This window comes from bacterium (assembly GCA_019695305.1).
Taxonomy (GTDB): domain Bacteria; phylum UBA10199; class UBA10199; order UBA10199; family JAIBAG01; genus JAIBAG01.
In genome coordinates, this window is record JAIBAG010000029.1 from 1 (window position 1) to 12362 (window position 12362).

Genomic DNA, 12362 nt, shown 5'->3' on the forward strand with positions numbered 1-12362 from the left:
GCGGGGCTGGTCACTTCATCCACTCTTCAATTTACAGGGGCTCGCGTCGCCCCCTCCACCAGCATAGCCGGATGGAGCCTCCCCCTCAACGCCCCTGCGGGGCTGGTCACTTCATCCACTCTTCAATTTACAGGGGCTCGCGTCGCCCCCTCCACCAGCATAGCCGGATGGAGCCTCCCCCTCAACGCCCCTGCGGGGCTGGTCACTTCATCCACTCTTCAATCGTTTTTAAATTAAGGCTATTCCAGCCATCTTTAGACACACCATCGATAAACCATGCTTTGGCATCGCCACCGGCGGGGTTGGTATCGTCGTAACGGGAAAGTATTTTTCTGGGTAAAGGGCTATATAATGCCCAATCTGGTGGTAAATAATCGCAGGTACTCTCGGTTAAACCCTGGGTATCAATTTTATAAGACTTTCCAGCTATCACAGCACCACCAGTGGGATAAACCGGTAAAACCATACAAGCATCTTCGTTACTGGCATACGAAAAATGGGCAATATCGTCATAATTAATGCTTCGATTTGGCGACGGAGAATTTATTTCTACATATTCAGCACGGCATTTTTGATCGGCCTCATAACAAACCTGTTCCAGTTTTTTTGCATAGTAATAGCCTTCTTCAATACCATACTGATCGGTGGATGTAATAAAATGAGGTTTTTCAGGATCTGAAAAATCGTAAACAAAAAATAGAGCCCTCGGTAGACGCGACACAGGGTCTGTAAAGGTATCGGGATTTACAAAAGCTATTAAACCTTTTACGGCATTGCCCTGGGCATCGGTTGTAATTAAATAAGTACCCACAATCAGACCGGTGTTGCGGTTAATAAAATATAAACGTAAAGTATCTGTAGTCCCTGGTTCTAACTTAATTTCAACATCCAGCGTTAAATCCACCCGCATAAATCGAACCGGATTTAACAAACTGAATTTTAGTGTTGACTCACCAATTTCGGTAATTCCAGATTTTAAAAATGACTCACTTACCTCCATACCCAAATGATCAAAGGCTAATGAAACCATTCCATGAAACATGAGGCTTCTGAAAAAAATAATGTCTTCCGGTTTTTTGGACACATAATTTTCCTGCCAGTTCGTAACATCGAAAGCGGCCAGCGGTAAAAAATATTTGAGATACTGCTTTTTAATAAACGAAGGAATAATCTCGTTTGTTACCGGCTTCCAAATGGTAGTACCAATCCCTTCATCGGGTTCCTCAAACTGCGAGCCAGAAGTTAATGGCGTATTTTCCTTGGGGAGTAGGCCCTGCGAACCCGCCCCACAGGCCACAAGAAACGAAAAAGATAAAATAAAAATGAATAAACGGAAGATCGAAAACTTCATATATTGTAATCCAGTACCCAGTTTAAAATTGTAACCGCTCTCAGTGCGGCTGCCAATATTTTTATTAAAAGAATCTAAAATAAAAATGCAATAATTTCATAATCTTAACTTTTATTTTTCACCCTTAACCCGTGTTACCGGAAAAAGCTGCATATTCATCTGAAAAACATCGTAATAATCAAATGGCTTCTTCTGCAGCATCTTATCCAAATCGTCCTGAAACTCGCGCATCTTTTTCATCACTTCCGGCAACATTTCTTTTGAAATAGCAATGGTTTTACTATTTACATCCCAATCGTTAAAGGGCGCATCGGTAATAGCTTCTTTGGCTTCGCTTAAAACCTGGCGATGATAATGAATAAAATCTTTTATTTTGGCATCGGGTGGTGATTCGAGAGGCTGCCGTGAATGCACTAATTTTCCTTGAGCATCACGCTTTACAAGTTTAAGCCGTTCCAGCAGCAATAAGGCTTCTTTCACCTCAAGAGGCGTCACAGCCTTATACAATTTATTGGATATCCAAAGAGGGTCTTCCTTAAAACCGGGCAATACAGTCATTTCGCGCAAAATAACGTAGAGACTATTAGCCGCATACTCTACCTTGTCGGCCGTAATGCTGGCAGCACGCTTTTTGGGCTTAAACTCGGCCAGCTCCCCAAAATAACGGTCACGATCGGCCTCAGTTTTGGCTTGGGCAAACAGCACCATAGTTTCAAAATAGCGCGTTTCTTTTTTGCTTAATTTTAAACCCAAGGCAAATTTGGAAGCAGTAGAAGCTTTTAAATTACGCTTACCCTGCAACACCAAGCGCAAATGACTGCTCGATGGAATTCCAGCCATTTTGGCAAAGTAACGATCCGAAAATTTAGGCTGAGTCCTTTTTAGATAAGCGTGAATAGCCAATAAATACTGGCGGTAATCGATATAATCGTAAATGCTAACAGGTTTTACCTCGGCATTACTCATTCAGTATAAGCCCACCCCTGAGCACTTTTTTTAACCTACTTTTATATGGTAACGGCTTTAACCTCATAATGAAAGACGTATTTTCAGTATTTTACCAGCGCACAATGCACACATTTGTGTACGTTATTTATAAAGCTCTAGAAACTTCAGCCCCACGCAATCCGATAATTACTGTAGTTGGCAAGACTATAAAAAGTTTGTCTATTTTTAATAAACCTCGCCCCAACGAGCCCGGGGGCGAGGTTATTTTTTGAATTAATAAGAAAGAGAAAAATATATAGGATCAGTCTCCACACTCTCAATTACTCACTGAATTAAGATGAAGCTAAACAAAATGATTGGAGTAACCATTCACCAAAATATGCAGTTACTTCATCATCTCATCCACAAGCTGTAGTGTCAGCTTGTCCCAACCCTCGGTAGAATGTCCATCGCCATAAAAAGCTTTGGCATCTCCACCTTCGGGGCTGGTGTCCTCCACACGCATTAAAAATCCAGAAGGATCAGGTAAAGTAGTAGCCCACGAAGGAGCCAGATAAGGGCAGGAACTTTGCGTTAAACCATTCTCATCTACCGCATAACTATTGCGTGGCACAGCGCCTGCAGCTGTGTAATCTACTTGAGAAAAACAGGCATCCGTTCCATCCGCATATGAAAAATGAGCCAATCTATTTTCGTTAACAGTACGCGTGGGGCTGGGCGTTATAATTTCGGCATAATCACCGCGACATTCATTAGCATCCACATAACAACCAGATCTTACTTTTTTGGTGTAATAAAGATTGTTTGTAAAATCATAAAGGTCGGCTTTGGCTACCGCGTAATAAACATCTTTTTGCGAGACATCAAAAGAGTATGTAACGGTTCGCCCCAATTTTAACGCAGGATCTGCCAGGGCCTTAGGATTTACAAAAGCAAACACACCTTTAATAAAATCACCTGCTTCATTAAATTGTAAAACATACGTTCCAATAATTTCCTGAGTATTACGGTTTACAAAATAGACACGCAAACTGTCATCGCTTACACGCTTTAATTGAACATCCAAAACAAAATCGGTTCGTAAAAAATTAATGGGCCTTGCAAGCTCAACAATCACAACATCATTTGAGGTAAGCGGATCTTTGTTAGTCGTTAAAGCCTCCATCACCACTTCGTTTACTACATCAAGCGTTGCCGAAACTTGCCCCTGAAAAATAAGGCTGCGATAAAAAGTAATATCCAGCGGTTTTGTAGGATTAAAATTATCAAACCACACCCGTGCATCGGGGTTTGTAGATGACACAAATTTAAAAAGAAATTTATCGAACAAGGAAAGTGGATGAAATTCTTTGGGAAGCGGCTTAAAAATGGTGGTGCCCATGATGGGCTCTTGGTGAGCGACCCCTAAAGAATCACCCGAAGAAGTTGCTCCACCAGCACAACTAGCAAGAGTGTACAATAAGGCCAGTACCAAGCAAAAACTCTTTAAACTTGTCATGATCAATCACTCCCTACCCGCCTTTGTCTATTGTAGCCATTACATGTTAGCGAGCCAAGATTTTTGTGCTTTAAAACCCCAAAAAACTGTTAAAAAACCGTTATTTGTAAGCATATGAAATTACTTACCTTTTTACTTTTGTCCGTGTTACCGGAAAGAGCTGCATGTTTATTTGAAACACCTCGTCACAAGTTGCCGGATCTTCTTGCAAAAGAATATCCAGTTCATCCTGAAACTCGCGTAAACGTTTCATGACTTGTGGAATCTTATTTTTAGAAACAACAATCGTTTTGCTACTGGCATCCCACAACATATAGGGCGCATAGGTAATGGCTTCTTTGGCATCGGTTAAGGCCTGACGATGATAACTAATGTATTCACTCGCTGTTGTATCGGGCGGCGATTCTAAGGCTTTATGCGTATGCCTTAAACGCCCATCTTGATCACGTGTGACAAGCCCCAAACGCTCTAACAACGCCAAAGCTTCGGCCACCTGAGCAGACTTTACATTTTTATAAAGATTTTCGGCAATCCAGACTGGATCATCTTTAAAGTGAGGTAAAATGGACATTTCACGGATGATCACGTAGAGGGAGTTTTTAACATATTCCAACTGATCGTTTTGAATGCCCTGTGCCCGTATCTTAGGTGCTAACGCCATCATTTCAGCAAAATACTGGTCGCGCAGGGCCTCGGTTTTAGCCTGATTAAAGAGCACCATCAGTTCAAAATAACGAGTTTCTTTTTTATTGAGTTTAAGCCCTTGGGCAAATTTGGTGGCCGTTATACTTTTTAAATTACGTTTTCCTTCCAAAACCATTCTAAAATAACTGCTAGAACCCAGCCCCGCCAAAGCCGCAAAATAACGGTCGGAAAAGTGTGCGGTTGTACTTTTAAGGTGCTCGCGCATCGCCTTTAAATACAGCCGATAATCAACATAACTATAGATATTAACAGGTTTTAACTCCTGCACGTTGCCCATGACCCCTCCCAGAGGTTGTGCACAAATTTTATTTGCCCAATTAATATTGTATGCATTTCTTATTGAAAAACAATGGTTTTTTTATATAGTAAAATCAATAATGTGCACAAATGTGCGCACTATTTTGTAAAAAGAACAACTCTGGGGGATCTACAAACGATAAAGTATGTGTAGGCTAATTAAGGGCTACATTAAAAAGGGAGATTTTATGTCGAACATTAATTTTTACTTGTTAAACGCTTTAGCCAGCACCAACCCCAATATCAACCGTGAATTAAAAACATTATTGGGAAAAGCGGCCGGGAAAAATGAAAACGAAGAAGCGCAGGCCACTATTTTAAGAAATAAAGCTTATATTAAAGAGCTTATCGACCTTTTAAAATTACCGGAATCGCAGCGCAGCTCATTTACCGAAAATACAATGAAGGCCTTATCTAAAAAAGGTCGTTCCGATAAACATTAATAGTCTCCCTCCATAAAGCCCATACCCACGATCCACTTGCCCATATTGGATCGTGGGTTTTTCTTTTGACGCAATAGATTGTCTTTGATACCCAAGACCATGACTAAAAGGACAATCCAAAAAATCCTTCCTCTTCTTTTCACAATTTTGGGCGCTGCTCTTTTAATTAAACTCATTCATGGCTTTGGAATTAACAATCTTTTAAAACTTTATGAACAATTAGGCTGGGAACTGATTCCTATTATTACCATCCCGCTAAGCTGGTTTTCTTTTCAGGCCTACGGCTGGCACGAGGTATTGGCCGGCTTTAAACATCAAATTAAATTCATTGCTCTGTTGCGCATCAAGCTTGCTGGAGAAGCTCTGAATACTGTAACTCCTGTTAGCTTTATGGGAGGCGATCCTCTTAGAATTTATCTTTTAAATAAAGACATCCCCGGTACAGCAGCTACTGCCTCGGTAGTACTAGACCGAACCATTCAAACGGTAGCGGTAGTAATTTTTATTTTACTGGGCCTCATCAGCAGTTTTTTATTTTTAGACTTACCGCCTCAGTGGAAAATTGTTTTCCCGTTAGTAGCCTTTGCCATTACGAGCCTTTTATGGTTTTTTTTACACCGCCAACAGCAAGGTGTTTTTGCGTTTTTATCTCGCGCACTTCATAAGCTAGGCTTTAAAAAGCACATGGCCGATCATATCCAAGAAAAAATTACCGAGCTCGACCAACGTATTACTCAGTTTTACCGAAACGATCGGAAACATTTTTACACCTCAACACTCCATCACGTATTAGCCCGCCTGTGCGGCGTAGTAGAAATTTATGTTATTGCCCAAATGTTGCACATTACCCTTTCATTTAACGAAGCCTTTATTCTGGCCACAGCCAACGTACTGGTAAACTTTGTCTTCGTTTTTATTCCTGGAAGCCTGGGTGTGATGGAAGGAGCCTTTGGCGCCCTTTTTCTTTTAATGGGACACGCACCGGTACAAGGACTTGCCATTCAACTTGTTAGACGATTTCGCACCTTGGTTTGGATTGGGATTGGATTGATCGTATGGAAAGTGCAGGCACTCTCTTCATCTCAGCGTTCTCACTCAAAATAAAAAGATTAAACCCACCAGCTTACAACTGTATAACTTGCTGGAATCATTTAAAAAAATACCAAAAAATTACCTTCACTTTTACCTCATAAGAGCCTAAGATATTCCATCATGAAAAAGATAGGCCTTTTCTTCTTAAACCTGATTAAGCCCTTCTTTACAGCCTACACGGCACGCCGTCCAGATTACGTCAATAAACTTAAAGGGGTGTTTGTTAAAGACCCGTATTTTTCGGGAATGGTGCAAAAGTTTAACTTTTGGCATCGCCTTATTTTTTCTCCCTACTTCAACAAAGTAAACGTCGATCCTATCGAGCTTAATAATCTTAAAAAATTATCGGAAACCGGAACCTTGGTTTATATTATGAAAAACCAGGGGCAACTCGAGTACAGCTATTTTAATCATCTCTTTATTAAAGAAAATATTCCACTGGCCCACTTTGCCAACAGCGCCCACACGCTGTACTGGAGAAAATTTTCAGACTTTAGAACCTCACTTGCTGCCCGTCTCAATTATTATTACGAACGCGGCTTACTAGAAGACCCTCTTAACAGCGGATTTCTGGAATACTTAATTGCCAATGGGAACTCACCGCTTTTAAATTTACGTGTGTCGCGCGAACTGATTTTTGGCAACACAGACGACCCTATTGAATTTATCCCGCCTCTCATTAAAGCCGCCCGCAAAAGCTTGAGGCCGGTTTATTTGGTAACCCAACAATTTTTGTATAGCCGTCATCCCGAAAAAGAAAACAAATCTATTATTGACGCTCTCTTTGGTGAAAAAACAAATCCGGGACGCTTTCGAAAATTTGTAATGTTTTTATTTTTATACCGCAAAAAAGCTACCGTTAAATTTGGAGAAGCTCTTAACTTAAAAGATTTTATTGCCCAAAATCCAGACGATGACGACATCACACTTTCCAGCAAGTTAAAAAATATTTTGATGGAACGCCTTATGGTAGAACGCCGCAGTATTACAGGCCCGGCTTTGGTAAAACGCGAAAAACTTTTAGACAAAATGCTGCGCAATAAAAACTTTAAGGACGATTTAGAAAAATTATGCCTGGAAACGGGGCAAAAACGTGAAGACATAGAAAAGACCGTACACCGCTACTTTATGGAAATAGCGGCCGACTTTAATTACAACTATGTGGACTTTTACTCCGCCGCCATCCATTGGATGACCAAAAACATTTACGACGGCTTAGATATTGATACCGAAGGATTATCGCGCATTAAAAAGATTGCCGGTAAATACCCCATCATTCTTGTTCCCTCGCACAAAAGCCATATCGATTATTTGTTACTCTCCTATATTTTTTATAATTACGATTTAACAATGCCACACATTTGCGCCGGCATTAACCTCAAATTTTGGCCCGTAACTAATTTTGTGCGCCACGGCGGAGGCTTTTATATACGACGTACCATTGGCGGCAATAAAACATATAAATTAGTATTGGAACATTATCTTAAACTGCTCATGCGTGAAGGCTATACCATGGAATTTTTTATTGAAGGCACGCGTTCACGTACCGGCAAACTCTTAAAACCCAAAATGGGTATTTTATCCATGCTCATGCAGGGCTATTTAGACGGAGCCACACCCGATGCTTATTTTGTGCCCATTTCTATTCATTACGAACGCATTATGGAGCAAAAAAGCTACATGAGCGAATTAAAGGGCGCCGAAAAGGAAAAAGAAAACGTGGTGGGTATTATTAAGGCTGGCGATAAATTTAATAAAAAATATGGAAAAGTTTTTATTCGCTTTGCCGAACCCGTATCGCTTAAAAGCTTTTTAGACGAAAAAAATATTTTGCCCGAAAATCAAAACATAGACGAACATCGCCGTGCTGTAGAACAGTTTGCCTATAAAATGACATACGATATCAACCGTGTATCGGTGGTAACATCTACTTCGCTTGTAGCTACGGCGCTTTTGTCGTTTAACGAAAAAGGTATTTTATCGCGTGATTTATTTGATCGTATCCGTCACTTAAAAAATTATCTCGATTACAAAGGTGCCCGTCTTACCGATGTGGTGCGCTTAAACGAAACACGAGCCTATCAAGATGCCTTAAGCAAGCTGTCGATGGAAAAAACAATTTCACATTATCGTGATTTTGAAGAAGAGTTTTATACTTTAGATACCCCCAAGCGCATGATGCTTGATTATCATAAAAATACCGCGCTCCATTTTTATGTGTCGCTCGCATGCGTGTCTAAAATATTAGAAAACGCAACGTCCAATACACTTACCTTAGAAGAAATTAAAAAGAAGTACGAAATGCTCAAAACATTGCTCCGTCACGACTTTACTTTTAGCGAACGCACTACCTTAGAAGAGCATATTTTAAAGGTAATCCGTTTTTATGAACAGGAAAAGCTACTCACCTATAATCCAGATACTACCGAGGTATGCTTTGACAGTTGCCGTTTAACATCTTCATTTTACCTCTTTAGTTCACTTTTAGACGACTTTTTTGAAGCTAGCCTTATTACGCTTACCTACATTAAAAACATGGCATTTGAGCAAATGGATCAAAAGAAATTGGAATTGGATATTCTGGCCAAAGGCCATCTTTTTTACTTAAAAGGAGCGCTTCATTATTCGGAATCGCTTTCTCAATCTAACATTCACAACGCCTTAACGGTATATAAAGACTTAGGCCTGATAAAGGCCGACGATGCAAAATTAGTAAGCCGCAATTACGATGAACAAACAATTATTCAGTGGGAAAATATTTTAAAGGGATTGCTTAAATTAACAGGGGCTAAGAAAACTTTACCTCCTATACAGCAGGAAGTACCATTATTGCCTGAACCAACCACACCCGATCTTCACTAGATTTTTCTTTTCAAGATAAAATTACTCATCAGCCAAGTCTTGCTCAAACTCTACGCAATCGGCTGTTACAAATTCGTTATCGGCACAATCTTCATCAGGCGTGGGAGTTGCTTCCTCGTCGCCATCAGCAGGCAACAAATTATACGGCGTGTCCTCGCCTTGAGAACACGCCGTATGCATAAAAACCACCCCAACAAAAAGGAGAAAAACAAAAATGGAAGAATACTTTTTCATCTATAGTTATTATCGGCAATATTTTAAAAAAGTTGCTTTGGAAACAAAAAAGAGATGACGCAATAAGTCATACTTATCTTGGTGCTTGCCCCAGACCCAAATTTACCATAAAACGGGTAATTGCGGGCGGATGGTGGAATTGGCAGACACGCTGGACTTAGAATCCAGTGAGGCAACTCGTGGGGGTTCAAGTCCCCCTCCGCCCATTTTTACTTACGTCTCCAGCCCCGCCTGTAAGGCGGGTCTGGGGACTTAGTAAAAATGGTCCTTAACCTGAAGGTTAAGGGCCTTTATGCATAACACCGAAAATGAAAAGAACCCTCTCCCTAACCCTTTCCCCAAGGGGGAGGGCGCAAAAATATGAAAGTCCTCACCTCTTCAGCCGATGCCAAAGCCCTCCTTAAAAAAGGCTGTGTTCTTACTATGGGTAACTACGATGGCATTCATCTGGGACATCGGCACATTATTAAAGGTCTTTTAAAAGAAGCCAAAAAGCGCAAACTACCAGCCCTACTGTATACATTTAACCCTCACCCTGTTTCGGTATTAGCACCCAAAGTAGCACCTTCTCTTATCAATACTTTTGACCAAAAAATGGAAATTTTGGAAAAACTGGGGCTTGACTATGTGGTAGCCGAAAAATTTAACAAAAACTTTGCCAAACTATCACCCCAAAAGTTTTTTGATGAAATTTTGGTAAAACGTTTAAAACCACATTTTATTACCGTTGGGTACGATTTTACCTTTGGAGCACGCCGTGCCGGTAATATTGAAAATTTGGAAATATTAAGCTACAAAAACAAAATTGATCTTAAAATTATAGATCCCTGCATGAAGGGAAACACGCTGTCGTCTTCTAGCCTTATCCGTCGCTTTGTAAGTGAAGGCAAAATGCGCGAGGCATCCGAATTACTCACACGTGCCTTTTTTATTGATGGCGAGGTGATCCCGGGGTTTAAGCGCGGGCGGGCCATGGGCATCAAAACAGCCAATGTAAAAACACACAATAAATTGCTGCCACCTCCTGGTGTGTATGTAACACGTACATCAGTAGGCGATCAGCTTTATAAGAGCGTAACCAATATTGGTTTTAATCCCACCTTTCAAAATGCCGAAAGTTCCATCGAAACCCATATTTTAGATTTTAAAAAAGAAATTTACGGACATAATATCCGTATTCATTTTATAGAAAAAATACGCGACGAAAAAACCTTTAGCGATAGCAATGAACTTTTTAAGCAAATTGAAAAGGATATTGCTAAAGCTCAAAAAATTTTAGCAGCCAGCAAACAAGTTTCACTAATTATCTAATATTTATGAAAATCGTCGGCATCATTGGTAATCCCATCAAACATTCGCTGTCGCCCATCATGCATAACGCTGCCTTTGCCGCTAAAAAAATGCCGTATCTCTACATGCCTTTTGAACTTCAAACCGAGGAGCTCGTATCCTTTTTGTCTATTAAAAATTTAAAACAAAAAAACATTGTAGGGCTTAACGTGACCATCCCGCATAAAGAAGCTGTTATTCCCTTCATGCACACCCTTTCGCCCACAGCCAAAGCCATTGGGGCGGTTAATACTATTGTAGTAAAAGGCAGTAAATTGCATGGGCATAATACCGATGCCGCTGGTTACATGATGAGCCTCAAAAAAGAGGCCGGGTTTAACGTAAAAGGTAAAAATGTGGTGGTAGTGGGCGCCGGTGGATCGGCGCGCGCAGTTATTTATGGTGTGCTCAGCGGTAAATGTGCTTCGTTATGTATTGTAAATCGCACGCTTGAAAAAGCCCAACAACTGGCTAAAGAATTTGGACAGTTATTTCCCAAAGTAAGCATTGAAGCCTATGGGTTAAATCTTATTCCTAACCCTGTGTTTAAAAATTGTGATCTGTTGATCAACACCACATCGATGGGGTTAAATGGAACACCCATGACGGTACTTCCTTTGGAACTTTTAAAAAAGAAAGCCCTGGTATCCGACATTGTTTATACTCCTCTCATTACCCCTTTACTTAGTGCAGCTCGTCGGCTAAAACTTAAAGCACATCCAGGATGGGGTATGCTCCTCTATCAAGGGGTTTTAGCCTTTACTTTATGGACAAACAAACAGCCGCCAGTTTCACCGATGAAACAACATTTACAGGCCACACTCTTTTAAAAGAGCTTAAAAGTCACTCGGCCCGCATTGGCTCAAAGCATGCCAAACCTCATGAGGATGAAAAAAAGCTTGTGATTGTCATGTTTGTAGTGGCCCTTTTGGGTATCGTAACCAGCCTGCTTCTCTCGTTTGTTCTGTAATTTTTTCCTATCGCTTCCTTTTTCTTTAAAAAAGTCATTTAAAATTCACTTTATAAATCAATAGCTTATAAAAATTTAAACGCTGACCATTTTGGCATAAGCCTTGCTTTATGAAGTAGGTATGGAATTGTCTTATATCGAAAATTTAACGCCTGAAAGCCGTCGCATCATGGGGCTTGGCACCAAACGCTTGTTAGTTGTGGAGGATGATCCCATATTAATTCGTTTTTGGAAGCGCTTTCAAAGTCATTTGCCATTTTATAAAATGATCATCGAAACTGATCCGCATCAGGCCCTTGAAACTTTAGCCGAAGACGGAGCCGATATTTTGCTTACCGATTTAGCCATGCCAGCCATGTCGGGTTTAGAGCTCATCCGCCGCGCGCTTAAAATTAATGCTACACTTAAAACCGTTTTAACAACGGGCCATATGCCGCAGCTGGTAGATACAGCCATGGAGGATGGGTTTTTACATATTATTCCCAAACCATATAAAAATTTAAAAAACCTCGAAAGCTTCCTCTCGATGCTTGGCGAAAATACAGGTGATATTTCTCAGGTTGAAAAAAGCGAACGTCTGTATGTGTGGAATCTTTGAAGAAGTGAATAGTGAATGGTAAATAGTAGATGGAA

At 40.6% G+C, this 12362-nt stretch carries 12 protein-coding genes and 1 tRNA gene; 8 read left to right on the top strand and 5 right to left on the bottom strand.

The genetic code is table 11. From position 1 onward, the window contains the following. Positions 1 to 202: 202 nt before the first annotated feature. The 4 genes from K1X76_10895 to K1X76_10910 form a co-directional block, all read right to left on the bottom strand. Positions 203 to 1351 carry a hypothetical protein gene (locus tag K1X76_10895; protein ID MBX7149575.1) on the bottom strand — a complete coding sequence of 383 codons (1149 nt, stop codon included), beginning with the start codon at positions 1349 to 1351 and terminating at the stop codon, positions 203 to 205. 111 nt (positions 1352 to 1462) lie between these two features. After that, positions 1463 to 2317, bottom strand: a complete 855-nt coding sequence (locus K1X76_10900; protein ID MBX7149576.1) for a TIGR02147 family protein — start codon at positions 2315 to 2317, stop codon at positions 1463 to 1465. 367 nt (positions 2318 to 2684) lie between these two features. Further along, complete coding sequence (locus K1X76_10905; protein ID MBX7149577.1) at positions 2685 to 3797, bottom strand: hypothetical protein; 1113 nt, start codon at positions 3795 to 3797, stop codon at positions 2685 to 2687. Positions 3798 to 3921: 124 nt separating this feature from the next. Beyond that, positions 3922 to 4779 carry a TIGR02147 family protein gene (locus tag K1X76_10910; protein MBX7149578.1) on the bottom strand — a complete coding sequence of 286 codons (858 nt, stop codon included), beginning with the start codon at positions 4777 to 4779 and terminating at the stop codon, positions 3922 to 3924. Positions 4780 to 4987: 208 nt separating this feature from the next. On the opposite strand from K1X76_10910, the gene K1X76_10915 reads away from it, so the two are divergent. From K1X76_10915 to K1X76_10925, 3 genes are all read left to right on the top strand, one after another. Then, on the top strand, positions 4988 to 5242 hold the full coding sequence (locus K1X76_10915; GenBank protein MBX7149579.1) for a hypothetical protein: 255 nt from the start codon (positions 4988 to 4990) through the stop codon (positions 5240 to 5242). Between the two features lie 99 nt (positions 5243 to 5341). Further along, on the top strand, positions 5342 to 6346 hold the full coding sequence (locus K1X76_10920) for a flippase-like domain-containing protein (protein ID MBX7149580.1): 1005 nt from the start codon (positions 5342 to 5344) through the stop codon (positions 6344 to 6346). Positions 6347 to 6454: 108 nt separating this feature from the next. Further along, positions 6455 to 9196 (top strand): 1-acyl-sn-glycerol-3-phosphate acyltransferase, encoded by a 2742-nt coding sequence (locus tag K1X76_10925; GenBank protein MBX7149581.1) that lies wholly within the window; start codon positions 6455 to 6457, stop codon positions 9194 to 9196. 21 nt (positions 9197 to 9217) lie between these two features. On the opposite strand, the gene K1X76_10930 is transcribed toward K1X76_10925, so the two are convergent. Next, complete coding sequence (locus tag K1X76_10930) at positions 9218 to 9376, bottom strand: hypothetical protein (GenBank protein ID MBX7149582.1); 159 nt, start codon at positions 9374 to 9376, stop codon at positions 9218 to 9220. Positions 9377 to 9554: 178 nt separating this feature from the next. On the opposite strand from K1X76_10930, the gene K1X76_10935 reads away from it, so the two are divergent. From K1X76_10935 to K1X76_10955, 5 genes are all read left to right on the top strand, one after another. After that, positions 9555 to 9636, top strand: a tRNA-Leu gene (locus K1X76_10935). Positions 9637 to 9790: 154 nt separating this feature from the next. Further along, positions 9791 to 10741 carry a bifunctional riboflavin kinase/FAD synthetase gene (locus K1X76_10940; GenBank protein MBX7149583.1) on the top strand — a complete coding sequence of 317 codons (951 nt, stop codon included), beginning with the start codon at positions 9791 to 9793 and terminating at the stop codon, positions 10739 to 10741. Between the two features lie 5 nt (positions 10742 to 10746). Beyond that, positions 10747 to 11589, top strand: a complete 843-nt coding sequence (gene aroE / locus K1X76_10945) for a shikimate dehydrogenase (protein ID MBX7149584.1) — start codon at positions 10747 to 10749, stop codon at positions 11587 to 11589. Then, complete coding sequence (locus K1X76_10950; protein MBX7149585.1) at positions 11526 to 11729, top strand: hypothetical protein; 204 nt, start codon at positions 11526 to 11528, stop codon at positions 11727 to 11729. The genes aroE and K1X76_10950 overlap by 64 nt, the downstream gene beginning before the upstream one ends. Before the next feature lie 121 nt (positions 11730 to 11850). Then, positions 11851 to 12327, top strand: a complete 477-nt coding sequence (locus K1X76_10955; GenBank protein ID MBX7149586.1) for a response regulator — start codon at positions 11851 to 11853, stop codon at positions 12325 to 12327. The last annotated feature ends 35 nt before the right edge of the window (positions 12328 to 12362 follow it).

Bases quoted from the DNA above. Each gene is read 5' to 3' on its own strand.
- K1X76_10940 (MBX7149583.1), top strand. From the start codon at position 9,791: ATGAAAGTCCTCACCTCTTCAGCCGATGCCAAAGCCCTCCTTAAAAAA.
- K1X76_10955 (MBX7149586.1), top strand. From the start codon at position 11,851: ATGGAATTGTCTTATATCGAAAATTTAACGCCTGAAAGCCGTCGCATC.
- K1X76_10950 (MBX7149585.1), top strand. From the start codon at position 11,526: ATGGACAAACAAACAGCCGCCAGTTTCACCGATGAAACAACATTTACA.
- K1X76_10915 (MBX7149579.1), top strand. From the start codon at position 4,988: ATGTCGAACATTAATTTTTACTTGTTAAACGCTTTAGCCAGCACCAAC.
- K1X76_10930 (MBX7149582.1), bottom strand. From the start codon at position 9,376: ATGCATACGGCGTGTTCTCAAGGCGAGGACACGCCGTATAATTTGTTG.
- K1X76_10905 (MBX7149577.1), bottom strand. From the start codon at position 3,797: ATGACAAGTTTAAAGAGTTTTTGCTTGGTACTGGCCTTATTGTACACT.
- aroE (MBX7149584.1), top strand. From the start codon at position 10,747: ATGAAAATCGTCGGCATCATTGGTAATCCCATCAAACATTCGCTGTCG.
- K1X76_10895 (MBX7149575.1), bottom strand. From the start codon at position 1,351: ATGAAGTTTTCGATCTTCCGTTTATTCATTTTTATTTTATCTTTTTCG.
- K1X76_10910 (MBX7149578.1), bottom strand. From the start codon at position 4,779: ATGGGCAACGTGCAGGAGTTAAAACCTGTTAATATCTATAGTTATGTT.
- K1X76_10920 (MBX7149580.1), top strand. From the start codon at position 5,342: ATGACTAAAAGGACAATCCAAAAAATCCTTCCTCTTCTTTTCACAATT.
- K1X76_10925 (MBX7149581.1), top strand. From the start codon at position 6,455: ATGAAAAAGATAGGCCTTTTCTTCTTAAACCTGATTAAGCCCTTCTTT.
- K1X76_10900 (MBX7149576.1), bottom strand. From the start codon at position 2,317: ATGAGTAATGCCGAGGTAAAACCTGTTAGCATTTACGATTATATCGAT.